Below are 24810 nucleotides of genomic sequence, written 5' to 3'. Positions count from 1 at the left end.
GCGGTTTCCGCCAATCCCCGCCCCGGCTGTCCACGATGACCCGCAAACCCGATTACCTGAGAAAGATCCTGACCGCCAAGGTGTATGACGTGGCCCAGGAGACCGATCTCACCTACGCAAACCTGCTCTCCGCGCGCACCGGCAACAAGGTGTGGTTCAAGCGCGAGGACACCCAGCCGGTGTTCTCGTTCAAGCTGCGCGGCGCGTACAACAAGATGGCCTCGCTGTCGCCGGAGGAACTCAAGCGCGGCGTGATCGCCGCCTCCGCCGGCAATCATGCGCAAGGCGTGGCGCTGTCGGCGGCGCGGCTCAAATGCAAGGCGCTGATCGCGATGCCGGTCACGACCCCGCAGGTAAAGATCGACGCGGTGCGCGAGCGCGGCGGCGAGTGGGTGGAAATCGTGCTGCACGGCGACTCGTACAGCGATGCCTACAACCACGCGGCAGAGCTGGAGAAGAAGCACAAGCTGACCTTCATCCACCCTTTCGACGATCCCGAAGTCATCGCCGGCCAGGGCACCATCGCCATGGAAATCCTGCGCCAGCACCCGGGCCCGCTGCATGCGGTGTTCGTGGCGATCGGCGGCGGCGGCCTGATCTCCGGCATCGCGTCCTACATCAAGGCCGTGCGCCCGGAGATCAAGGTGATCGGCGTGCAGACCGTGGATTCGGACGCGATGAAGCGCTCGGTGGATGCGGGCAAGCGTGTGGAACTCAAGGAAGTGGGCCTGTTCTCGGACGGCACCGCCGTCAAGCTGGTCGGCAAGGAAACCTTCCGCATCACGCGCGAACTGGTCGACGAGATCATCCTGGTGGACACCGACGCCATCTGCGCGGGGCTCAAGGACGTGTTCCAGGATACGCGCAGCATCCTGGAGCCCGCGGGCGCGATGGCCATCGCCGGCCTGAAGCTGTATGCCGAGCGAGAGAAACTCAAGGGCCAGCACCTGGTGGCCATTGCGTGCGGCGCCAACATGAACTTCGACCGCCTGCGCTTCGTCGCGGAGCGCGCCGAGGTGGGCGAGGCGCGCGAGGCGGTGTTCGCGGTCAGCATCCCCGAGGAACGCGGCAGCTTCAAGCGCTTCTGCGAGCAGGTCGGCACGCGCAATGTGACCGAGTTCAACTACCGCATCGCCGACAACAGCATGGCCCACATCTTCGTCGGCGTGCAGATCGCGAGCCGCGCGGAGAACGAGAAGATCGCCGCCGGTTTCCGCCGCCACGGCTTCGATACGCTCGACCTGTCCAACAACGAGCTGGCCAAGCAGCATATCCGCTACATGGTGGGCGGACGCTCGCCGCTGGCGCATGACGAACTGCTGTACCGCTTCGAGTTCCCGGAGCGTCCGGGCGCGCTGATGCGCTTCCTGTCGAGCATGAGCCCGAACTGGAATATCAGCCTGTTCCACTACCGCAACCAGGGCGGCGACACCTCCAATATCCTGGTTGGCATCCAGGTGCCCAGGAACGAGAAACGCGCCTTCCGCGCCTTCCTCGCCACGCTGGGCTATGTACACTGGGAAGAGACCGAGAACCCGGTATACAAGCTGTTCCTGTCCTGATCAATCCCGTGGTCCCCGCGCATCCCTGCCGACAGGCATGCGCGGAGCCACACGCGAGGCAACCATGAGCCTTCCCGAACAATCGCCGCTAGGCAAACCCTCGGCCTACAAGACCGAGTACGACCCCACCCTGCTGTTCCCCATCCCGCGCCAGCCCAAGCGCACCGAGATCGGGCTGGCCGAGGGCCGCGCGCTGCCGTTCTTCGGCGTGGACATCTGGAACGCGTACGAGCTCTCGTGGCTGAACATGAAGGGCAAGCCGCAGGTGGCGCTGGCCAGCTTCATCATTCCCGCCGACACGCCCAATATCGTCGAATCCAAGTCGTTCAAGCTCTACCTGAATTCGTTCAACCAGAGCAAGATCGCCTCGCCCGAAGCGCTGCAGCAACTGCTGCACCACGACCTGTCCGAAGCCACCGGCGGCACGGTGCAGGTTCGCCTGGTGACCGAAGCCGAGTTGGGCACCCAGAAGATGGGTGAGCTGGATGGCCTGCTGCTGGACCGGCTCGACATCGAGACCGATATCTACGAACCGGCGCCGCACCTGCTGCACGCGAGCCAGGACGAATCGCCGGTGGAAGAAACGCTGGTCTCGCACCTGCTCAAGTCCAACTGCCTGGTGACCGGCCAGCCGGACTGGGGCAGCGTGCAGATCCGCTACGTGGGCGCGCCGATCAACCAGGAAGCGCTGCTCAAGTACCTGATCTCGTTCCGCAACCACAACGAGTTCCACGAGCAATGCGTGGAGCGGATCTTCACCGACGTGCTGCGCCAGTGCAAGCCCGTGAAGCTGGCGGTCTATGCCCGCTACACGCGGCGCGGCGGGCTGGATATCAATCCGTTCCGCACCAACTTCAACACGCCGTGGCCGGACAACCGGCGCAATGCACGGCAGTGATGCCGCAAGCCGTGCAGCAAAGGAGAAAGCCCGGCACATGCGCCGGGCTTTCAGACTGCTGACAAAGTCGGGGCAACTGAGCAAGCCCCGGCGGTTCAGAACTCCGCGTGCAGGCGCACGCCGTAGAACTTCGCCGGGCCGCGGTCGCGGTTATAGCCGGGATTGCGGATGTACTGGAAGTCCGGGCTGATGCTCAGGTATTTGACCGGCTGGAAGCTGTAGAACAGTTCCACGATCTGCTCTGGCCCGTACCTGAGCGCACCGTCGCCCAGGAATGCGCCCAGACCGCCCGCGGCCAGATAGGCCTGGTGGTGCGAGCCCAGCATGTTCACCGACATGGCCAGGCCCACCACATCGCGCGGCCGTCCCCACGCATTGCCGTTAAGCACGCCGCCGGCGGCTACCTGGCGGCCGATTTCGGTGAAGGCATAGGTCTCTGTCTTGTCGTCGGACATATTGGCGCGCGCGAACACGCCGAGCGAATCGTTCACGCGCTGCATCACCGACAAGCCCACGCCAAGTTTGGCATGTTCCTCGCGCACATCGGCCAGGTCCGGCGTGGTGCCGGTGGCGGCGCCAAGCTGCAGCGCATCGCTGAACCTGCCCATGCGCGCCTTGTTGCGCCAGAACAGCAGGCGCGCCACGCCAGGCTTGCCCGCCAGGCTGTAGCGTTTCTCGAATTCGAGGATGTCGCCATAGTGCTCGAACATCCGTGTATCGAGCTCCAGCCCGTTGGACTCCAGCGGCTGCAGGAAACGGCCAAGCCGCACCGACCAGGCGTCGCCAATGTACTCGAGCGCCACGCCCCAGTTGTAGCCGCGCGCATCCGCCGGATAGTCGAAGGAGCCGTGCGTCAGGAACGACCAGTTCATGAACTGGGTGCGCGGGTCGGAACCGTACTCGTTCTGGTCGAAGACGTCGAGCACGCCGAAATTGCCGGCGGTCAGCACCACGCGGCGCTTGTCGACGCTGCCGGCCAATTGGTTGAAGTCGGCATCCAGCTGCTCGCTGCCGCCGCCCAGGCCCCAGGTCTGCCGGATAAAAGCGCGCGCCCGGTAGAACACCGGGCTGGTGCTCGACACCTTGGCCAGTTCGGCATTCGACAAGCCGCCCAGTCCGTGCAACTCCGAGAACGGCACCCCCTGCGTCACTTCCGGGTTGAAATGGAACTCCGCGCCGCGCCACAGGCGCACGCCGAGATCGAGCGTGCTGCTGAAGGAATAGCTCTTGGCACGCTCCGTGGCGAGGCTGTTGGTGCCCGAGTAAGCCGCGCCGAAGGACGGCTTGCGCTGCCAGATATAAGTGGCCTGGCCGTGGAAGGCGAAGTTCTCCGGGGCATCCGCCTGCACAGGCACGTCGCCGCTTGCCGCGCCCTGCTCCTGCGCCAGCGCCGGTATCGACGCCATGCCGCCCAGGCCTGCCAGCGACAGGGCAGCCGCAGCCAGGCGAGAGGCAAAAGACAGGCGTGGCCGCGCCGGGGCGGCTGGGAAGCGACGAAGCAACATGAAAAATCCGGAGAAACAGCGGCGGGCGGGTGAAGGATAAGTGCCCCGCCGACTGGCGCACGAAGCATAGCCAAGCCTATATGACATGTCTACCTTGCATTGCTGCAACGCAATATATCCACTCCCGAAGTTGCCGTCTGTCGACTTTGTAACCGCCCTTGAATTAATTAATTAGAAAATTAATATTGTCTGCATAGCCCGGAGCCAGCCATGCCCCCTGCCGCAGACAATCCGCCCGCCAGCCGCCGTCCCGGCCGCCCCGCCGCCGCCAAAGCGGGGAACGCCGGCCAGCGCGAGCAGTTGCTCGATGCCGCCACCGAACTGTTCGCGCAACGCGGCGTGGCCGCCACGGCGATCAAGACCATCGCCACCCATGCCGGCGTCACGCCGGCGCTGGTGCACTACTACTTCCGCGACCGCGACCAGTTGCTCGATGCGGTGGTCGACGAGCGCCTGCAGCCCCTGGTCGAACAAGTGTTCCTGCCCGCCGTGGCCGACAGCGCCGACCCCGCCGCCATGCTGGTGGGCATCGCCGGCCGGCTGATCCGCACCGCAGCCGCTACCCCATGGTTCCCGGGCCTGTGGATCCGCGAGATCGTCGGTGCCGACGGACAACTGCACCAGCGCGTGCTGCAGAAGATCGCGATGCAGCGCGCCGGGCTGGTGATCGCCCCGCTGGCCGCCGCGCGCGCGCGCGGCGAGATCAACCCCGGACTGGAGCCTGCGCTGCTGATGGTGTCGCTGATCGGCCTGACGCTTCTGCCGCTGGCCACCACCCATATCTGGCGCCGCCTGCCCGGTGCCGAAGCCATCGACAGCGAGGCACTGGTGCGCCACGTCAGCGCGCTCCTGGCGCATGGCCTGGCCGTGTCGCCGCAGGCGCAGATCGCGCCGCCGCCCTCTGCCTGAATCCAGCCCGCCAGCCACGGAGCCCGTATGCCACGCCACCATTCCCAAGATCCTTCCGCCTCCGCCACGCGCCGGGCCGCGCGCTCGTGGCGGGCAGCCGCGCCGGCTGCGGTCATCGGCGCCGCGTTGCTGAGTGCCTGCAGCGAAAAGGCGCCGCCTTCATGGCAAGGCTATGTGGAAGGCGAATTCGTCAGCGTGGCCTCGCCCTTCGCCGGGCGCCTGGACCGGCTCTCGGTCCAGCGCGGCCAGCAGGTCGCCAGCGGCGCGCCGTTGTTCGCGCTGGAAGCCGAGGACGAACGCGCGGCGCGCCAGCAGGCCGAGGAGCAGATGCGCGCGGCAGAGTCGCAGCTGGCCGACCTGCAAACCGGCAAGCGCGTGCCCGAAGTGGACGTGAGCCGCGCGCAGCTCGCGCAGGCTCAGGCCGCCGCGGCACGCAGCGCCGCGCAGCGCAAGCGCGACGAGGCGCAGTACGCCATCGGCGGGATCGCGCTGGCGCAACTGGAAGACAGCCGCGCCACCGCCGCGACCGATGCCGCCCGCGTGCGCGAACTGCAGCGCGATATCGACGTGGCCCTGCTGCCGGGACGTACCGCCCAGCAGGCCGCGCAGCAAGCCCAGGTGGCCGCCGCGCGCGCCGCGCTAGCGCAGGCCGAGTGGAAGCTGTCGCGCAAGACCGTGGGCGCGACGCAGGCCGGGCTGGTCTACGACACGCCCTTCCGCCTGGGCGACTGGGTGCCCGCCGGCAGCCCGGTGGTGCGGCTGCTGCCGCCGGGCAACGTGAAGGTGCGCTTCTACGTGCCGGAGACGGTGGTCGGCGCCCTCAAGCAGGGCGAGACGGTGCGCGTGCGCTGCGATGGCTGCGCCGCGCCCGTCGCGGCCACCATCAGCTACATCGCCAACCAGGCCGAATACACGCCGCCGGTGATCTACAGCAACGAAACACGCCGCAAGCTGGTGTTCCTGGTGGAAGCACGTCCCGCGCCGGCCGATGCGCCGAAGCTCCATCCGGGCCAGCCGGTCGAGGTGGCAAGGCCATGAGCGCGCCCCTTGCCGACACCGCACCGCGCAACGGCCAGCCCGGTGAAACAACCGGCCTGGCCATTGACGTGCACGACATCAACAAGCACTACGGCGACAAGCACGTGGTCAACAACCTCAGCCTGCAGGTGGCGCGCGGCGAGATCTTCGGCTTCCTCGGCCCCAACGGCAGCGGCAAGACCACCTCGATCCGCATGATGTGCGGGCTGCTGACGCCGGACTCCGGCTCCGGCACCTGCCTGGGGTACGACATCCTGCGCGAGACCGCCGAGATCAAGCGGCGCGTGGGCTATATGACGCAGAAGTTCTCCTACTGGGACGATCTCTCCATCCGCGAGAACCTGGATTTCGTGGCGCGCGTGTACGGCATGCCAGGGCGCCGCGAGGTCGTGGACCGGGCACTCGAAGACCTCGGCCTCGCCAGCCGCGCGCAGCAACTGGCCGGCTCGCTTTCGGGCGGCTGGAAGCAGCGCCTGGCGCTGGCCGCCTGCCTGTTGCACGAGCCCGAACTGCTGCTGCTCGACGAACCCACCGCCGGGGTCGACCCCAAGGCGCGCCGCGATTTCTGGGCGCAACTGCACCAGCTCGCAGCCCGCGGCATCTCGGTCCTCGTCAGCACGCATTACATGGACGAGGCCGAGCGCTGCCACAAGCTGGCCTACATCGCCTACGGCAAACTGCTGGCGYAGGGCACGGCCAATGAAGTGGTCGCCAGCCAGAAGCTGGTCACCTGGAGCGTGCTGGGCGAACAGCTCTCCGCGCTGTCGGAACAGTTGCAGGGCGCGCCCGGCGTGGAGCAAACCGTGGTGTTCGGCAGCGCGCTGCATGTCACCGGGCACGACGCGCCGGCGCTTGAAGCCACGCTGCGCCGCATCGCCGGCCCGCAGCACCGGATCGAGCCGATCGAAACCAGCCTGGAAGATGTCTTCATCCACATGATGAGCCAGGCCGAGGACAACATGCGCGTCGCCGGCCAGGGCAGCCGCAAGGAGGCCAGGACATGAAGCGCGGCAATGCAAGCAACGTGCGCGCCGGCAACGGCGACCGCTTCTCGTTCTCCCTGGACCGCTGGTGGAGCATCGTGCTCAAGGAGTTCCTGCAACTGCGCCGCGACCGCGTGACCTTCGGCATGATCGTCGGGCTGCCGATCATCCAGCTGATGTTGTTCGGCTTCGCCATCAACAGCGATCCGCGCCACATGGCCACCGCGGTGATCGCCGCGGACCAGAGCGAGTTCACCCGCACCTTCGTCGCCGCCATGCAGACGTCCACCTACTTCGACGTGGTGCGCACCCTGCCCGACGAAGCCGCCGGGCGCGAGGCGCTGATGAAGGGCGAGGTGCAGTTCGTGCTCAGCATCCCGGCCGATTTCACCAGCCGGCTGCTGCGCGGCGAGCGTCCCTCGTTGCTGGTCGAGGCGGACGCCACCGATCCTTCCGCCACCGGCATGGCCATCTCCGCGCTGTCGCAGCTGCCGCTCTCGGTGGCGGACAGGGACCTGCAGGGCGCGCTGGCGCACCTGGCAGGCGGCAAGCCGCCCTTCGACGTGCAGGTGCAGCGGCTCTACAACCCGGAAGGCCTCACGCAGTACAACATCATCCCCGGCCTGATGGGGGTGATCCTGACCATGACGATGGTCATGATGACGGGCCTGGCGATGACCCGCGAGCGCGAGCGCGGCACCATGGAGAACCTGCTGGCCACGCCGGTCAGGCCGCTCGAGGTGATCACCGGCAAGATCATCCCCTACATCTTCATCGGCCTGATCCAGTCCACCATCATCCTGCTGGCCGCGCGCTGGGTATTTGGCGTGCCCTTCGTCGGCTCGGTGGTAGCGGTCTACCTGTCGGCGCTGCTCTTTATCGCCGCCAACCTGACGGTGGGCATCACCCTCTCCTCGCTGGCGCAGAACCAGTTGCAGGCGGTCCAGCTGACCTTCTTCTACTTCCTGCCGAACATCCTGCTGTCGGGCTTCATGTTCCCCTTCCAGGGCATGCCGCGCTGGGCGCAGGTCATCGGCAACGTATTGCCGATGACCTACTTCAACCGCCTGGTCCGCGGCATCCTGCTCAAGGGCAACGGCTGGACCGAGCTATGGCCGAACGTGTGGCCGATGGCGCTGTTCACGCTAGTCGTCATGACCATTGCGGTGCGTTTCTATCGCCGCACGCTCGATTGAGGGAGCCTGCCATGCAAGCCTCGCCACAACGCCGGATCACCTCGCACCGCACGGCCCTCGCCATGCTGGCGGCGGCCGCACTGACGGCCTGCGCGGTCGGCCCCGATTTCACCGTGCCGGCCGCGCCCGCGGTGCCGGCTTACACCGCCGGCACGCAACCGGAGCGCACCAGCGCCGCCGACGTGCCGCACGGCCAGGCGCAGGTGCTGGAGAGTGGCGGCGACGTGCCGGCGCAATGGTGGGCGCTGTTCCGCAGCCCGGCGCTGGACCGCACGATCCGCGCGGCGCTGGACGCCAGCCCGACGCTGGCGCAGGCACAGGCCCGCATCGAGCAGGCGCGCCAGGAGCTGGCGGCCACCACCGGCGCGCGCTTGCTGCCGCGCGTGGACGCCAGGCTGAACACTACCCGCGAGCAGGTCAATTTCAACTCGCTGGGCATTACCGCCTTTCCCAGTCCGGGGCCGTTCACGCTGTATGGCGCCAGCGTGGAAATCTCCTACACGCTCGACCTGTTCGGCGGCCAGCGGCGCGAGCTGGAGGGCTTGCGCGCGGCGGTGGACTACCAGCGTTTCGAACTGGAAGCCGCGCGCCTGACGCTGGCCGGCAACGTGGCCACCGCCGCGATCCGCGAGGCCGGCTTGCGCGCGCAGATCGCCGACACCGAGGCCATCGTGCGGGCCCAGCAGCGCCAGCTCGATATTGCGGGGCAGCGCCTGCGCGCCGGCGGCGTGGCGGAGGTCGACGTGCAGCGCCAGCGCAACGAACTGGCGCAGAGCCAGGCCCTGCTGCCAGGCCTCGCGCAACAACTCGCGGCCACRCGCCACCAGCTTGCGGTGTACCTGGGACAGGCGCCGGCCAGTGCCGACCTGCCCGAATTCCGCCTGGCCGATCTCACGCTGCCCGCCACGCTGCCGCTCAGCCTGCCCTCCACGATGGCGCAACGGCGCCCCGACATCCGCGCGGCCGAAGCGCTGCTGCACCAGGCATCGGCCAACATCGGCGTGGCCACGGCGCAACTCTATCCGCAGCTGACGCTATCCGGCAACGCCGGTTCGCAGTCCCTGTCCGTGCGCGACCTGTTCGGCAGCCTCAACGTGTGGTCGCTGGCCGCGGGGCTGGTGCAGCCGGTGTTCCGCGGCGGCGAGCTGGTGGCGCGCAAGCGCGCCGCCGAGGCCGCCTACGAGCAATCGCTGGCGGCCTACCAGCAAACGGTGCTGACGGGCCTGCGCGAAGTGGCCGATGCACTGCGCGCGCTGGAAGCGGATGCGAACACGCTGCAAGCACGCGCCGACAGCGCCAGGCAGGCGGCCGATACGCTTGCCGTGGTGTCGGGCCAGTATCGTCTTGGCGGAGTCAGCCAGCTTGCCGTGCTCGATGCCGAACGGCAATACCGGCAGGCTGCGCTCGCCCTGGCGCAGGCCACCGCAAGCCGTTTCACCGATTCCGCGGCGCTGCTGCAGGCACTGGGCGGCGGCTGGTGGCAACCGCAGGAGTCAGCCGCGCGATAGTCGACGCCCGGTGGCGCCCGCGAGAAGGAGCGTGGCAGATCGCTTCGCGCCGGGTTGGCGGATCGTGCCCGCAACCACGCCATATCGCGGCGAAGCCGCTCAGCGTCCCAGGAACCCGCGCAACCGCCGCACGCCTTCGTCCAGCCGCGCCGGATCGCAGGCATAGCACCAGCGCACAAACCCCTCCCCCTCCTCGCCGAACGCACTCCCCGGCGCCAGTCCCAGCCGAGCCTCGCGCACCAGCTGTTTGCACAACGCAAGACTGTCACCCGCGCCCGCAAGCCGGAAGAACACATACATCGCCCCTTCCGGCGCATGCACATCCACGCCCGGCACGGCCGCCAGCGCACCCACCAGGTGATCGCGCGCCGCGCGCAGCCGCCCGACCAGTTCGCGGGTGAAAGCCTCGCCCTCGCGCACCGCCACGATGCCGGCTTCCTGCACGAAGGAAGGCGCGCACGACGTGTTGTACTCGACCAGCTTGCCGAGATCGTCGGTCAGCGCCGCCGGCAGCACCATCCAGCCCAGGCGCCAGCCGGTCATCAGCCACGCCTTGGAGAAGGAGTTCACGCAGATCACCCGCTCGTCGCGGCTGGCGATATCCAGGAAGGACGGCGCGACGGCRCCATCGCCGGTACCGTAGTACAGCCGCTCATAGACTTCATCCGCAATGATCCAGATGCCGTGGCGGCGGCAATGCGCCAGCACCGCTTGCTGGTCCGCGCGCGACATCACCCAGCCGGTGGGATTGTTGGGCGAGTTGATCATCAACAGGCGCGTTTCGGGCGTCAGCGCGGCCAGCAGCTTGTCGAGGTCCAGGGTCCAGCCATGCGCGCCGTAATCGAGCGAGACGGTTTCCACCTCGGCGCCGAGAATCTTGGGAATCTCCACCAGGTTGGGCCAGAGCGGCGTGACCGCAACGGCGCGGTCGCCGGGCCCGGCCACCAGTTGTGCCGCCAGCATCAGCGCGTTGACACCCGCGCTGGTGACCACCACGTTATCGGGCGCCGTCGCACCATGCAGCGCACTGACGTACTCGGCCAGCGCGCCGCGCAGCGGGGCGATGCCGAGATTGTGCGTGTAGAAGGTGGCGCCCCCGGCCAGCGCATGGCTAGCGGCATCGCGGATAAAGGCGGGCGTGATCTGGTCGGATTCGCCGAACCAGAAGGGCAGCACATCGGGCAGGCCGATGCCTGCGTTAGCCACCTCGCGGATGCGCGAAGCGCGCAGGTCATGGACGGTGGCGCGGGCTGCGGCCGGGGCGGGCACAAAGCCGGTCGGGCTGACGGACATCTGGACTCCTGGTGGTGTGGGGGTCATGCCGGTCCGGATGCCGTGAGAGTCGGCCCGAGCGGCAGGTGAGAAAGCGTACCGCAAAGGCACCCTTGCGGGTCAATGCCGCGACTGACCACGCCTGCATCCGACGCCACCGCGCCGATCACCGGACATTTGCGTCATATCGAAGGTTCGCCCGACCTGACCGTGCGCCATGGCATCCTTGCCAGGGGCTGAGCACGGCGCTGGCGTGGCATGCGATGCGCGGCATCGCAGCACCGGAGCGGACCGGGAGCCGCCCTCTAGCGGCCCGGATCGTCCTGCTGCTGCCAGCCGGGTTTCATGCGCAGGCCGAAGCTGCTGCGCGGCTGCACGTCGCGCTCGGGGCGCAGTGCGTATTGGTCGTGATTGACTGACGGCGCGTTGGCGGCTTGCTGGGCGGCCTGCGATGTCGGCGTGCGGCCGGCGCGCGTGCCGGCCTTGGCCGGCGCGCGCACGCCGCTTGCGTCCGACGCGGCGGCGGGTGCCGCCAGCAGGGCCGGACTGGCCAGGCCGAGCCATAACGCCGCCAGGATGGGAGAAAGAGTCTTTTCGATCACGCTGTCACACGGCGGCGACGCATGGTCTGCCCGGCCGCCCCGACTCATGGGCGAACGGCAGGACCGGCGGCGGCCACCAGTTGCTGAATCCGTCATTGTCTCAGCTACCGGGGCCGCCGGGTGAAAACCGCCCGCGGCCTCGCTTTCCGGCAGGCCGGCGAGAGCCGGCCTGGCCATCTTGCGCCACCGGACGCCTCAGGCCGCCGCCTTGCCGGCCGGCTTGCCACGCGCCAGCACCGGCGCCAGCGCCGCGCCGGTATGGCTGGCCCGCACCCGCACCAGCCCCTCCGGGTCGGTAGCCGCGACGATGCCGCCGCCAGCCACCCCGCCTTCGGGACCCAGGTCGAGGATCCAGTCGGCTTCCGCGATCACATCGAGGTCGTGCTCGATCACCACCACGCTGTGGCCACCGTCCGCCAGCCGGTGCAGCACGCGGATCAGCTTGGCCACGTCGGCCATATGCAGTCCGACAGTCGGCTCGTCCAGCACGTACAGGGTGTGCGGCGCCTGCTGCCCGCGCCGCGTGATGTCGTCGCGCACCTTGGACAGCTCGGTCACCAGCTTGATGCGCTGCGCCTCCCCGCCGGACAGCGTGGGCGACGGCTGGCCCAGCGTCAGGTAGCCCAGGCCCACATCCTTCATCAGCTGCAGCGGGTGCGCGATATTGGACATGGCGGAGAAGAACGCCACCGCCTCGTCGATCTCCATCGTCAGCACGTCGCCGATGTTCTTGCCGCGCCAGGTGACCGCCAGCGTTTCCGGGTTGAAGCGCTGGCCGTGGCAGACGTCGCAATGCACCTTCACATCGGGCAGGAAGCTCATGCCGATGGTGCGCACGCCCTGGCCTTCGCAGGCCGGGCAGCGGCCGTCGCCGGTGTTGAAGGAAAAGCGCGAGGCGGAATAGCCGCGCGCCTTGGCTTCCAGCGTCTGCGCGAACAGCTTGCGGATGGTGTCCCACACGCCGATGTACGTGGCCGGGCAAGAGCGCGGCGTCTTGCCGATCGGGGTCTGGTCGACTTCCAGCACGCGGTCGATGCTCTCAAAGCCGGTGATGCTGTCGCAGCCCTGCCAGTCGTGCGTGACCTCCAGCTTGCGGCGCGGCTCGGGGCGTGCCGTGGCCTGCGAGCGCGCGGGCGCCTCGCTGCCGGCCGCCTTGCGCGCGCGCCGCGTGGCCGGCGACGACATGACCGAACGGCCCACCGCGTCGAGCAAGTTGGCCATCAGCACATCGCGCGCCAGCGTGGACTTGCCCGAACCGCTGACGCCGGTGATGGCCACCAGCCTCCCCAGCGGGATGCTGGCGGTGACGTTGCGCAGGTTGTGCAGCTTGGCGCCATGCACGGTCAGCCAGCGCCCGGGCACGGCCTCGCTGCCCTTGCCCTCCGGCTTCACCGCGCGGCGCGGCTGCAGCGGATGCAGGATCGGCCGTGCCAGGAACTGGCCGGTSRKCGATTCCGGKSYGGCCGMCAGCGCSGCCACGCCGCCCTCCGCCACCAGCCKGCCGCCGCGCTTGCCGGCGCCGGGGCCGATGTCGATGATGTGGTCGGCGCGGCGGATGGTGTCCTCGTCATGCTCCACCACCACCAGCGTATTGCCCTTCTCGCCGAGCTTGCGCAGCGCGTCGAGCAGGATCTGGTTGTCGCGCGGATGCAGGCCGATGGTGGGCTCGTCGAGCACGTAGCAGACACCCTGCAGGTTGCTGCCGAGCTGGGCCGCAAGCCGGATGCGCTGCGCCTCGCCGCCGGAGAGGCTGGGCGCGGCGCGGTCCAGGCTGAGGTAGCCCAGGCCGACTTCTTCCAGGAACTGCAGGCGGCTGCGGATCTCGCTCACCACGTCGCGCGCGATCTCGCCTTCGCGGCCTGCGAGGCGCAGGCCCTGCACCCAGCGGTGCGTATCGGAGACCGTCCACTGCGCCACTTCCACGATGGGGTGCGCGTCGAACGTCACCGCGCGCGCCACCGGGTTCAGCCGCGTGCCGCCGCAATCCGCGCACGGCGTATCGGCCACGTCATCGGGCTCTTGCTGCTCGGAAGGCAGCGTCTGCTCGCGCCCGCGATTGTCGTCGGCCATCACGGTATCGTCGTAGACCGCGCGCTGCTCCCGCGTGAGGGTCAGGCCCGTGCCGACGCAGCTGGTGCACCAGCCGTGCTTGCTGTTGTAGGAGAACAGGCGCGGGTCCAGTTCGGGATAGCTGGTGCTGCACACCGGGCAGGCGCGCTTGGTCGAGAACACGGTGGTGCTGCCGACGCGGGCGGTGCCGCCATTGCCCATCGCGTGCTGCAGGCCATCGAGCGGTGCCAGCAGGTGCATCACGCCCTTGCCGGCTTCCAGCGCCTGGCCCAGCATCGCGCGCAGCGCGGCTTCGTTGTCCGCGGACACGATGATGTCGCCGACCGGCAGCTCGATGGTGTGCTCGCGGAAACGGTCCAGGCGCGGCCACGGGTCCACCGGCAGGAATTCGCCGTCGACACGCAGGTGCGTATTGCCGCGCGCCTTGGCCCATTTGGCCAGGTCGGTATAGACACCCTTGCGGTTGACCACCAGCGGCGCCAGCAGGCCAACGTGCTGGCCCTTGTAGTCGCGCAGCAGCTGCGCGGCGATGGACTCGGGGCTTTGCGAGGTGACCGGCGTGCCGTCGTGGATGCAATGCTGGATGCCCAGCTTCACATACATCAGCCGCAGGAAGTGCCAGACCTCGGAGGTGGTCGCCACCGTGCTCTTGCGGCCGCCGCGCGACAGGCGCTGCTCGATGGCCACCGTGGGCGGGATGCCGTACACCGCATCCACCTCCGGCCGCCCGGCGGGCTGCACGATGGAGCGCGCATAGGCATTGAGCGATTCAAGGTAGCGGCGCTGCCCTTCATGGAACAGGATGTCGAACGCGAGCGTGGACTTGCCCGAGCCGGACACCCCCGTGATGACGTTGAACTTGCCGTGCGGGATATCGACGTTGAGCGCCTTCAGGTTGTGCTCATGCGCGTTGACGATGCGCACCACGTCCTCGCCCTCGATGGCGCGGCGCGCGCGCGCCGCGCGCAAGGCAGCCTGCAACGGCACGCCGGCATCTTCGGCCACGAAGGCATGGCCCACGGCGCGGTCGTACTGCAGCAGCGCCTTGCCGGTATGCGAGTCCGCGCAGCGCTTGACATCTTCCGGCGTGCCCACGCACAGCACTTCGCCGCCGGCGTCGCCGCCCTCGGGACCGAGGTCGATGATCCAGTCGGCGGCGCGCACCACGTCGAGGTTGTGCTCGATCACGATCAGCGAATGCCCACCGTCCAGCAGCTTGCCGAAGGCGCGCATCAGCTTGGCGATATCGTCGAAGTGCAGCCCGGTGGTGGGCTCGTCGAACATGAACAGCTTGCACTCGTACGGCATCGGCTTGACGCGCGTATTGCTTGCCTGCGCGGTCTCGGCCAGGTAGCCGGCCAGCTTCAGGCGCTGGGCCTCGCCGCCCGACAGCGTGGGCACCGGCTGGCCCAGCTTGACGTACTCCAGGCCCACGTCGACGATCGGCTGCAGCACACGCAGCACCGCCGCATCGCCGGCGAAATACGCCACGGCTTCGCTCACGGTCAGCTCAAGCACATCGGCCACGCTGAGCGCGCGCGGCGCTTCGCCCGGCAGTGCGCGCTCGATCTTCACTTCAAGGATTTCAGCGCGGTAACGCCGGCCATCGCAGTCCGGGCAGCGCAGGTAGACGTCGGAGAGGAACTGCATCTCGACGTGCTCGAAGCCCGAGCCGCCGCAGGTGGGGCAGCGCCCGTCGCCGGAGTTGAAGCTGAACATGCCCGCGGTATAGCTGCGCTGCAGCGCCATCGGCGCCTTGGCGAACAGCTTGCGGATCTCGTCGAAGGCGCCGACATAGCTGGCCGGGTTGGAGCGCGCGGTCTTGCCGATGGGCGACTGGTCGACGAACACCACATCGGCCACCTGTTCCGCGCCGGTCAGGCCGCGGAAGGCGCCGGGGGCATCCGTGGACTTGCCGAACTGGCGCGCCATGGCGGGATAGAGCACGTCCTGCAGCAGCGTGGACTTGCCCGAACCGGACACGCCGGTCACGCACACCAGCCGCTGCAGCGGAATCTCCACGGTCACGTCGCGCAGGTTGTGCTCGCTCGCGCCTTCCAGCACGATGCGCGGCGTGGCGGCATCCACCGCGCGCGGTTCCCAGCGGGAGAGATCGGTCACCTGGCGGTGCCCGGCAAGGTACTCGCCGGTAAGCGTGCCCGAACCGCGGATAGCGGCCGGCGTGCCGTCGAAGATGATGTTGCCCCCGCGCTCGCCCGGGCCGGGGCCCATGTCGATCAGGCGGTCGGCAGCGAGCATCACCGAAGGATCATGCTCCACCACCACCAGCGTATTGCCGGCATCGCGCAGGCGATGCATGGCCTCGACGATGCGGTTCAGGTCGCGCGGGTGCAGGCCGATGCTCGGCTCGTCGAGCACGAACAGCGTCTTGACCAGCGAAGTGCCCAGCGCGGTGGTGAGGTTGATGCGCTGCACCTCGCCGCCAGACAGCGTGCGGCTCTGGCGGTCCAGCGTGAGGTAGCCCAGGCCCACGTCGCACAGGTATTTCAGGCGCGTGCGCACCTCGGCCAGCAGCAGCTTGAGCGCGTCGTCGAGCATCAGGCTCGGCAGCGTGAGTTCGTCGAAGAATCTGCGGATGCGCTCGATCGGCATCAGCATCAGGTCATGCACGGTCAGGCCGGGCAGCGCTTCGAGCTGCGTGCGGTCCCAGTCCACGCCGCGCGGCAGGAAGCGTTTTTCCGGCGCGCACACGGCGTCGGCGCCCGGCTTGCTGCCCAGGCGCCACAGCAGCGCCTCCGTCTTGAGCCGCGCGCCGCCGCAAGTCTCRCACGGCGTATAGCTGCGGTACTTGGACAGCAGCACGCGGATATGCATCTTGTACGCCTTCGACTCCAGGTAGTCGAAGAAGCGCTTGACGCCATACCAGTGCGTATTCCACTTGCCGTTCCAGTCCGGCGAGCCGTCGATGACCCAGGCCCGCTCGGCCGGGGTCAGGCCGGACCAGGCCACGTCGCGCGGGATGCCCGCCTTGGCGGCGTAGCGCATCAAGTCGTCCTGGCACTCCTTCCAGGCCGGCGTCTGCATCGGCTTGATGGCGCCGCCGCGCAGCGTCTTGCGCTCGTCCGGAATCACCAGCCCGAGATCCACGCCGATCACGCGGCCGAAGCCGCGGCAGGTCTCGCAGGCGCCGTAGGCGGAGTTGAAGGAGAACAAGGCCGGCTGTGGATCGGCATAGCGGATATCGCTCTCCGGGCTATGCAGGCCGGTGGAAAAGCGCCATACCTGGGGCTCCGCGCCCTCATTGGCAGCGTCGGGCACATAGACGTTGACCCGGCCGCTGCCGCGCTTGAGCGAGGCCTCGATGGCTTCCAGCGCCCGTACCTTCTCGGTATTGCCGAGGCGGAAACGGTCGGCCACCACGTCGAGCACCTTGCGCGGCCCGGTGGGCGACGCCACCACGCGCTGCGCCTGCACCCGCGTATAGCCGCTGACGGACAGCCACTGCTCGATCTCGGCGTCCGTAGTGGTTTCCGGCAGTTCCACCGGGAAGGTCACGACCAGACGGGGATCGCCGTCCGGCGCCTGCGCGGCGCGTGCCCGCAGCTCGGCGTAGATGGTCTCCGGCGAGTCGTGCCGCACCGGCTGCGCGGTCTGGCGGTCGAACAGCTCGGCGGCGCGCGCGTACAGCAGCTTCAGGTGATCGTTGAGCTCCGTCATGGTGCCGACCGTGGAGCGCGAGCTGCGCACCGGGTTGGTCTGGTCGATGGCGATGGCCGGTGGCACGCCGTCGACCCGGTCCACCTGCGGCCGGTCCATCCGGTCCAGGAACTGGCGCGCGTAGGCGCTGAAGGTCTCGACGTAGCGCCGCTGCCCTTCGGCGTAGAGCGTATCGAACACCAGGCTCGACTTGCCCGAGCCCGACGGCCCGGTCACCACGGTCATTTCGCCGGTGCGCAGGTCGAGGTCGAGATTCTTGAGATTGTGCTGACGGGCTCCGCGGATACGGATGACACCGGATGACATGGGTTGCGTCCTTTTGATGCGGGTGGCTGGCGGAATGCTTGCGAGCGGGGTGCGACGTGCGGGCGGCGGAGGGCCGGGCGCGGGTGCCGGACGGACAATCCCGTTGCGCCCGCCTGGCGCTGCGCCGGGTACTGCCCACAGCACCGCGCACCTCAAAGGCGCGGCATTGGTTCGGTCAGGCCGCTATCGTATCCCGAAGGGCGGCGGCGTGCCGCGCGGCAACGTGTGGCCCTGACATCTCCTGACAGCACGGTGTCAGGAGGAAATGGGGACACATGACGCAAACAGAAGTCCCGAAGCGGCCGGCGAGGACGCCACGGGGCGCAACCAGCGCGCGGCCGCGGTCTTCGGCGTTCAACCGGCGATGGATGATGCCGCCGGTCGTGGACGGCGGGCATCGCTGTTCCGCTGCGCCAGGCGGTTGCGGCGAAATGCCTCAGTGCGATGCAGGAATCCGGTAGCCATCGCTGAGCGTCTTCAGGAACGCGATGACATCGCGGATCTCGGCCTCCGACAGGGCGGGCTTGCTGCCCGGCGCCCCGCCGAACGGCGGTTCCATATTGACGTTTTCGCGGTATCGGGCGGGCAGGTCGTCGAACTTGTCGATGCTGCCGTCGGCCTTGCGCGGGTACCACTTGCCTGGCCGGCTGTCCCGTTCCACATAGAAGCGCAGCACGTCTTCGAGCGAATGGAAAGCACCGTTGTGGAAGAAGGTCTTGCGCTGCGCCACGTTGCGCAGCCCCGGGGTGCGGAACAGGCCGCAGTACTCGGCCCGGTCCTTCAGGTCGGTGCGATCCGGCCCGCACAGTCCCAGGTCGAAGAAGGCAGGGTCGGCGTTGGCTGCCAGCTTGCGGTTGCGCGGCACGCCCAGCCCGATAAAGCCAAAGTCGCTGAAGGCCACGCCGCCGTGACCCGGCCGCTGGTGTTCCGCGCACCGGCTGGCGCCAACGGCGTGATCAGCGCCATCACGACCGAGCTGGTCTCCATCATGGAGACCAACGGCGGCGACCTCACCGCGGCCAAGGCACGACTGGCCGCACGCATCGGGGTGACGGCGGACAAGCTGCTCGCCGACCACAACAAGGAAACCGACAAGACCATCAAGGCGACCCTGCAGGCGGAGATCGACCAGACCATCGACCTGATCGCGGACTCGCTCGCCGGCGGCGGCGACATCGCCCAGGCGCTGCGCGACGGCGTCGCCAGGCGGGTCGCCCTAGACAACATCAAGACCGTGGTGGTGATCTATGCCGAGAACCGCGGCTTCGACAATCTCTACGGCCTGTTCCCGGGCGCCAACGGCATCCCCGGCGTGAACCCCGCTTCGACCGGCACCGTCGAGCCGCAGAAGGACTTCGACGGCTCCATTCTGCCGGTGCTGCCGCCGACCTGGGGCGGGCTCACCGCGGCAGGGCAAGCCGTCCAGCTGCCACAGGCCAGCACCGCCAACTGGGCAAACAAGCCGTTCCAGATCGACACCCCGCTTGCGTCTGGCGGCATCAACGGCAGCGGCGTGGAAATCTCGCAATCCGTCACCACGCGCGACCTGGTACACCGCTTCTACAACAACCAGATGCAGATCAACGGCGGCAAGAATGACAAGTACGCCGCGTTCTCGGACGCCGGCGGCCTGTCCATGGGCTACTACGATGGCAGCAAGATGGCCATGTGGCAGATCGCCAAGCAATACGTGCTCGCCGACAACTTCTACATGGGTGCCTTCGGCGGCTCGTTCCTGAACCACCAATACCTGATCTGTGCCTGCGCCCCGCAGTACCCGAACGCCGACGCCGCCAGCTCGCCCGCCAAGGGCTCGATCTCGGCGATCGATGTCGACGCCAAGGGCAACTTCACGCGCCTGACGCCCGGCACCGGCAATCCCGCCTCAGTCCTCGCCGGCAAGGCGGTGTACCTGAACGACAGCACGCTGACGCCCAAGGACGCCAGCGGCATGTTCTATGCCGTCAACACCATGCAGCCGGACTACCAGCCGAGCGGCAACAAGCCCGCCGCCACCGATACCACTGGCCTCTACGCCGACCCCGCCAAGGCGACCACGCTGCCGCCGCAGACCCAGACCACCATCGGCGACCTGCTGAGCGCGCACGGCATCAGCTGGGCATGGTATGCCGGCGCCTGGGCCAAGGCCACGCAGGACCCGACCGCCATCTACAACAACACGGTGCCCAACTTCCAGGCGCACCACCAGCCGTTCAACTACTACGCGAACTTCGATCCGGTCACCCAGGCCGCCAACCGCGGCGCGCACCTGAAGGACTTCGACAGCCAGTTCCTGCAGGACGCCGCGGCAGGCACCCTGCCGGCAGTCGCGTTCTACAAGCCGCAGGGCAACCTGAACCAGCACCCCGGCTACGCGAGCGTGACTGACGGCGACGCCCATATCGCCAGCGTGATCGCGCAATTGCAGAAGAGCCCGCAGTGGAAGAACATGCTGATCCTGGTCACCTACGACGAAAACGGCGGCTTCTACGACCACGCGCAAGTGCCCACCGGCGACCGCTGGGGCCCTGGCACGCGTATCCCGGCCATCCTGGTGTCGCCGTACGCGAAGAAAGGCTTCGTCGACCATACGCAATACGACACGGCCTCGGCCCTGCGCTTCATCACCCGCCGCTTCGTCCTGCCGACCCTGCCCGGCCTGCAGCAACGCGACACCGCGCTGCTTGCCAGCAAGGGCAAGGCGATGGGCGACCTGACCAACGCGCTGGACTTCACGGCCATGCCGCACTGATGGTGCCGAAAAAAACCTGAGGTGTTGGCCGAAGCCGACCGGATACGCCAAAGCCGTCTGGAATGACGACGGCTGTCGCCCCCTCTCCCACTCGTGGGAGAGGGAGCAAACCGGCCTTCGAAGCTGACCTTGAGGTTAAGCCGTTACCGCCATACCGCGCGGCGTACGGCCGATCAGCTCTCTTCCTTCGGCATCTGCGACACAATGAACTCGTGCTCAGCCGTGTTCAGCGTCGACACCCGCCACTCCACTGGCTGCCGGTGGTAGGTGAATGCCACGCGGTGGATGCGCATCAGCGGCGCGCCCGGCGCCACGCCGAGCAGGGCCTGCTCCCGCTCGGTAGCCAGCACCGAACGCAGGCGCTCCTCGGTCTGGATCACATTGACGCCGAAGGACTCCTGGTAGAAGTTGTACAGCGTAGTTGGCCGGCTACGTAACTGCGCCTCGGTCAGCCCGGCAAACAACCGCTCCGGCAGCACGATCTCGTCGATCATCATCGGCCGTTCGTCCAGCGACAGCACGTTGGTCAACTGGAACGCCCGCGCGCCTGCCTCCAGCCCCAGCAACGCGCACACGCTCTTGTCCGCCTTGATCTTGCGGAACGACTCCAGCTCCACGGTCGGATAGCCGCGATGGCCGTCCTGGTGGGCCACCTTGAAGAAGCGGAAGAAATGATCGTCGCGCCGGTGCGTGGCCACGAAGGTGCCTCGCCCCTGATGCCGGATCAGCAGGCTTTCCGCCACCAGTTCGTCGATGGCCTTGCGCAGCGTGCCGATCGACACGCCGAAGCGTTCGGTCAGCTTCTTCTCCGACGGGATCGCCTCGCCGGGCTTCCATTCGCCATCGGCCAGCGCCTGCAATACATGCCGTTTGACGTCCTTGTAGAGGACGCCGCCCGGCGGAGGGATATCTCGTAGGTTGCTCATGGCTTGGTGCTTTCTCTGGATGACTGGAATGTACCAGAGAATAACTCATACAACTCATACATATGACATAGTTGACATGAAGGAATTTGGAAACTATTCTTTGTTCCATCGGTTGCCGCTCACCGCTTGCTGCACCGTAACAAAAACCCCCAAAGGAGGAGCAATGATTCACGTAGTGCTGCACGATGCAAAAGACACGGTCGCCGTAGCGGTGGTCGAGGGGATCGAGGCCGGAACCGAGCTGAACGCCTGGATCATGGACGAGGACAAGATCATCACGGTGGTTGCCAAGCAGCCCATCCCGATCGGCCACAAGGTGGCGCTGCGCGACATGGAAGTGGGCCAGACCGTCTTCAAGTACGGCATCGACATCGGCAAGGTGGTCGCGCCCATCAAGGCCGGCGACCACGCCCACGTCCACAACATCAAGACCAAGCGCTGGTAAGCCGCGCCCCGCCCTCGCACCCCTACAACATACCGAGAGAACATCCATGTCCGTCATCGACAACCAGACCACCTTCCGGGGCTATCGCCGCGACAACGGCCGCGTCGGCGTGCGCAACCACGTCATCATCCTGCCGCTGGACGACCTCTCCAACGCCGCTGCCGAAGCCGTTGCCACCGCCATCAAGGGCACCATGGCGATTCCGCACCCGTACGGCCGCCTGCAGTTCGGTCCCGACCTCGACCTGCACTTCCGCACCCTGATCGGCGCCGGCAGCAACCCCAATGTGGCGGCCGTGGTGGTGATCGGCATCGAGGATGGCTGGACCAAAAAGGTGGTGGACGGCATCGCCAAGACCGGCAAGCCGGTGGTAGGCTTTGGCATCGAAGGCCATGGCGACCACGACACCATCATGCGCGCCTCCAAGGCCGCCAAGGAGTTCGTGCAGTACGCCACCGGCCTGCACCGCGTGGAATGTCCGATCAGCGACCTGTGGATCTCGACCAAGTGCGGCGAATCCGACACCACCTCCGGCTGCGGCGCCAACCCGACCGTGGGCAACGCCTTCGACAAGCTGCATCCGCTGGGCACCACGCTGGTATTCGGCGAGACCTCGGAACTCACCGGCGGCGAACATATCGTGGCCGCGCGCTGCGCCAACGACAAGGTGCGCCAGGACTTCATGAAGATGTTCAACCGCTACCAGGGCATGATCGACCGCTGGAAGACCACCGACCTGTCCGAATCGCAGCCGACCAAGGGCAATATCGCCGGCGGCCTGACCACGATCGAAGAAAAAGCGCTCGGCAATATCCAGAAGATCGGCAAGAAATGCACCGTCGACGGCGTGCTGGACAAGGCCGAAGAGCCGACCCACCCCGGCCTGTGGTTCATGGACTCGTCCTCGGCTGCCGCGGAAATGGTTACGCTGTGCGCCGCTTCCGGCTATGTCGTGCACTTCTTCCCGACCGGCCAGGGCAACGTCATCGGCAACCCGATCGTGCCGGTGATCAAGCTGTGCGCCAATCCGCGCACCGTGCGCCTGATGAGCGAGCATATGGACGTGGACTGCTCGGGCCTGCTGCAGCGCGAACAGACCCTGGACCAGACCGGCGACAAGCTGCTCGAATGCATGATGGCCACCATCAACGGCCGCTGGACCGCCGCGGAAGCGCTGGGCCACCGCGAGTTCGTGCTCACGCGCATCCACGAGTCCGCCTGATGAAACAGGTCTGCATCAGCGAGTTCATGGACGCCGATGCCGTGGCCGCGCTGGACGCTTGCGTGCGGCTGCGCTACGAACCGGCCTGGGTCGACCAGCGCGACGCCCTGCTTGGCGCGCTGGCGCAAACCGATGCGCTGATCGTGCGCAACCGCACCCGGGTCGATGCCGAACTGCTCGACGCAGCGCCCGCGCTGCGGGTGGTCGGCCGGCTTGGGGTGGGACTGGACAATATCGACGTCAAGTCCTGCGAGGCGCGCGGCATCCGCGTGATTCCGGCCACCGGGGCCAACGCGCGCTCGGTGGCCGAATACGTGGTCACGATGGCGCTGATGCTGTTGCGCGGCGCCTATCTGAGCCATGCCGGCATGGTGGCCGGAAAGTGGCCGCGCGCGCGCCTGTCGGAGGGGCATGAGGCACTAGGCAAGACGCTCGGCCTGATCGGCTTTGGCGATATCGGGCGGCTGACCGCGCGGCTTGCGCAGGCGCTGGGCATGCAGGTAGCAGCGCACGATCCGGCACTGCCTGACGATCATCCGGTGTGGCGCGAAACCGGCGTGACACCGATGACGCTGGAGGCACTGCTGGCCAGCGCGGATGCCGTGAGCCTGCATGTGCCGCTGGTGCCGGCTACGCGCCATCTCATCAACGCGGAGCGCCTGCGCGGCATGAAGCGCGGCGCGGTCCTCGTCAACACCGCGCGTGGCGGCGTGGTCGACGAGGCTGCGCTGGCGGCTGCGCTGCGCGAGGGATCGCTGGCGGGCGCGGCGCTCGATGTCTTCGAAGCGGAGCCGCTGGGGGCCGGCGGTATCCTGGCGGACGCGCCGAACCTGGTGCTGACGCCGCATATCGCCGGCGTCAGTTTCGAGGCCAACGCGCGCGTTTCCATGATGATTGCAGACGCAGTCAAAAACGCATTGGGAGTGCATGCATGACCGCCTACCGGGCAGAAGAACTGGAACGACTCGCCGCGAGTGCCCTGCGCAGCGCGGGCGCTAGTGCGGCGCAGGCAGGCCCCACCGCCCGCGCGCTGGTGCAGGCCGACCTCGCCGGGCTGCCGTCGCACGGCGTCTCGCGCGTGCCCATGTATGTGGCGCACCTGCGCCACCAGCGCGTGAACGGGAACGCCCAGCCCACGGTTGCGCGACAGACGCCGGGTACCACGCTGATCGACGCGCAATCCGGCTTCGCCTTTCCCGCCTGCGCGCAGGCGGTCTCGGCCGCCATCGACAGCGCGCGCGAATGCGGCATTGGCGCCGGCGTGGTGACCAACAGCCATCACTTCGGGGCAGCGGCGCTGCATCTGGACCCTGTGGCGCAAGCCGGCATGATCGGCATCGCCATGGGTAATTCGCCGGCGGCCATGCCGGCCTGGGGCGGCCGCACGCCGCTGTTCGGCACTAATCCGATCGCCGCCGTGTTTCCTCGCAAGGATGCCGACCCGCTGGTCATCGACCTGTCGCTCTCGGAAGTGGCGCGCGGCAAGATCATGGTCGCCGCCAGGCAAGGCAAGCCGATCCCGCCGGGATGGGCGCTCGATGCAGAAGGCAAGCCCACCACCGATGCGCAGGCCGCGCTGCACGGCTCGATGCTGCCCGCGGGCGGCGTCAAGGGCGCGATGCTCGCGTTGCTGGTGGAGACGCTGATCGTGTCGCTGGCCGGCGCCCACTTTGGCGCGGAAGCCGATTCCTTCTTCGAGGACGCCGGCAACCAGCCACGTATCGGCCAGCTGTTCCTGGCCTTCAATCCGCGCGGCTTCGCAGGCGATGCCGCGTACCACGCCCGCCTCGAGGCCCTGATCGCCGCCATGCTTTCGGACAGCGGCACCCGCCTGCCCGGCGCACGGCGCATCGACGCGCAAGCCAAGGCCCGGGAGCACGGTATCGAGATCCCCGAAGCACTGGAAAAGGAGTTGCGCACGCTAGCTCAAGCCTGACC

Annotated in this window: 17 protein-coding genes and 1 pseudogene; 12 read left to right on the top strand and 6 right to left on the bottom strand. The window is 67.9% G+C overall.

The features are described 5' to 3' along the window. The first annotated feature begins 35 nt into the window (after positions 1 to 35). Complete coding sequence (ilvA, locus tag AC1DT6_RS11480) at positions 36 to 1562, top strand: threonine ammonia-lyase, biosynthetic (RefSeq protein ID WP_441636242.1); 1527 nt, start codon at positions 36 to 38, stop codon at positions 1560 to 1562. Between the two features lie 64 nt (positions 1563 to 1626). Next, positions 1627 to 2460 (top strand): NADPH-dependent 7-cyano-7-deazaguanine reductase QueF, encoded by an 834-nt coding sequence (gene queF / locus AC1DT6_RS11475; protein ID WP_045240848.1) that lies wholly within the window; start codon positions 1627 to 1629, stop codon positions 2458 to 2460. A 95-nt stretch (positions 2461 to 2555) separates the two neighbouring features. Here queF and AC1DT6_RS11470 read toward each other — a convergent pair whose 3' ends face one another. After that, the gene (locus AC1DT6_RS11470) at positions 2556 to 3965 is read right to left on the bottom strand and encodes a carbohydrate porin (RefSeq protein ID WP_441636244.1); all 1410 of its coding nucleotides are present in this window, start codon (positions 3963 to 3965) and stop codon (positions 2556 to 2558) included. A gap of 210 nt (positions 3966 to 4175) precedes the next feature. Between AC1DT6_RS11470 and AC1DT6_RS11465 the strand changes: the two genes are divergently transcribed. Genes AC1DT6_RS11465 through AC1DT6_RS11445 form a run of 5 tightly spaced genes read left to right on the top strand, consistent with a single transcriptional unit; the run spans position 4176 to position 9599 of the window. Beyond that, complete coding sequence (locus AC1DT6_RS11465; protein WP_441636246.1) at positions 4176 to 4874, top strand: TetR/AcrR family transcriptional regulator; 699 nt, start codon at positions 4176 to 4178, stop codon at positions 4872 to 4874. Positions 4875 to 4901: 27 nt separating this feature from the next. After that, positions 4902 to 5912 (top strand): HlyD family secretion protein, encoded by a 1011-nt coding sequence (locus tag AC1DT6_RS11460; protein WP_441636248.1) that lies wholly within the window; start codon positions 4902 to 4904, stop codon positions 5910 to 5912. Beyond that, complete coding sequence (locus AC1DT6_RS11455) at positions 5909 to 6916, top strand: ABC transporter ATP-binding protein (protein WP_477114694.1); 1008 nt, start codon at positions 5909 to 5911, stop codon at positions 6914 to 6916. The genes AC1DT6_RS11460 and AC1DT6_RS11455 overlap by 4 nt, the downstream gene beginning before the upstream one ends. Beyond that, positions 6913 to 8091: an ABC transporter permease gene (locus AC1DT6_RS11450; RefSeq protein ID WP_441636252.1), complete on the top strand. Its 1179-nt coding sequence runs from the start codon at positions 6913 to 6915 to the stop codon at positions 8089 to 8091. Before AC1DT6_RS11455 ends, AC1DT6_RS11450 begins: the two co-directional genes overlap by 4 nt. Positions 8092 to 8102: 11 nt before the next feature. After that, a complete protein-coding gene (locus AC1DT6_RS11445; RefSeq protein ID WP_477114693.1) occupies positions 8103 to 9599 on the top strand; it encodes an efflux transporter outer membrane subunit in 1497 nt (498 codons plus the stop codon). A gap of 99 nt (positions 9600 to 9698) precedes the next feature. Here the strand turns inward: AC1DT6_RS11445 and AC1DT6_RS11440 are convergent, their stop codons facing one another. The 4 genes and pseudogenes from AC1DT6_RS11440 to AC1DT6_RS11425 all read right to left on the bottom strand — a co-directional run. Beyond that, positions 9699 to 10892, bottom strand: coding sequence for a pyridoxal phosphate-dependent aminotransferase (locus tag AC1DT6_RS11440; protein WP_441636256.1), 1194 nt, complete (start codon positions 10890 to 10892; stop codon positions 9699 to 9701). Between the two features lie 284 nt (positions 10893 to 11176). After that, the gene (locus AC1DT6_RS11435; protein ID WP_477102601.1) at positions 11177 to 11473 is read right to left on the bottom strand and encodes a hypothetical protein; all 297 of its coding nucleotides are present in this window, start codon (positions 11471 to 11473) and stop codon (positions 11177 to 11179) included. Between the two features lie 195 nt (positions 11474 to 11668). Beyond that, the gene (gene uvrA / locus AC1DT6_RS11430) at positions 11669 to 17527 is read right to left on the bottom strand and encodes an excinuclease ABC subunit UvrA (protein WP_477114692.1); all 5859 of its coding nucleotides are present in this window, start codon (positions 17525 to 17527) and stop codon (positions 11669 to 11671) included. Between the two features lie 436 nt (positions 17528 to 17963). Then, positions 17964 to 18425: pseudogene (locus tag AC1DT6_RS11425) on the bottom strand (cytochrome-c peroxidase); the annotation flags it as partial. A gap of 9 nt (positions 18426 to 18434) precedes the next feature. Here AC1DT6_RS11425 and acpA point away from each other — a divergent pair. After that, the gene (gene acpA / locus AC1DT6_RS11420; RefSeq protein ID WP_477114691.1) at positions 18435 to 20279 is read left to right on the top strand and encodes an acid phosphatase; all 1845 of its coding nucleotides are present in this window, start codon (positions 18435 to 18437) and stop codon (positions 20277 to 20279) included. A 173-nt stretch (positions 20280 to 20452) separates the two neighbouring features. Here acpA and AC1DT6_RS11415 read toward each other — a convergent pair whose 3' ends face one another. After that, positions 20453 to 21205, bottom strand: coding sequence for a GntR family transcriptional regulator (locus tag AC1DT6_RS11415; RefSeq protein ID WP_276286526.1), 753 nt, complete (start codon positions 21203 to 21205; stop codon positions 20453 to 20455). 163 nt (positions 21206 to 21368) lie between these two features. Between AC1DT6_RS11415 and AC1DT6_RS11410 the strand changes: the two genes are divergently transcribed. Genes AC1DT6_RS11410 through AC1DT6_RS11395 form a run of 4 tightly spaced genes read left to right on the top strand, consistent with a single transcriptional unit; the run spans position 21369 to position 24808 of the window. Beyond that, positions 21369 to 21650, top strand: coding sequence for a UxaA family hydrolase (locus AC1DT6_RS11410; RefSeq protein ID WP_276286527.1), 282 nt, complete (start codon positions 21369 to 21371; stop codon positions 21648 to 21650). A gap of 46 nt (positions 21651 to 21696) precedes the next feature. Further along, the gene (locus AC1DT6_RS11405) at positions 21697 to 22872 is read left to right on the top strand and encodes a UxaA family hydrolase (protein WP_428180698.1); all 1176 of its coding nucleotides are present in this window, start codon (positions 21697 to 21699) and stop codon (positions 22870 to 22872) included. Further along, positions 22872 to 23807, top strand: a complete 936-nt coding sequence (locus AC1DT6_RS11400) for a hydroxyacid dehydrogenase (RefSeq protein WP_477114690.1) — start codon at positions 22872 to 22874, stop codon at positions 23805 to 23807. The genes AC1DT6_RS11405 and AC1DT6_RS11400 overlap by 1 nt, the downstream gene beginning before the upstream one ends. Next, complete coding sequence (locus AC1DT6_RS11395; protein ID WP_477114689.1) at positions 23804 to 24808, top strand: Ldh family oxidoreductase; 1005 nt, start codon at positions 23804 to 23806, stop codon at positions 24806 to 24808. Before AC1DT6_RS11400 ends, AC1DT6_RS11395 begins: the two co-directional genes overlap by 4 nt. Positions 24809 to 24810 lie beyond the last annotated feature (2 nt).

The organism is Cupriavidus sp. 01L45 (genome assembly GCF_056399885.1).
This window is presented reverse-complemented; position numbering and strand designations above follow the sequence as displayed.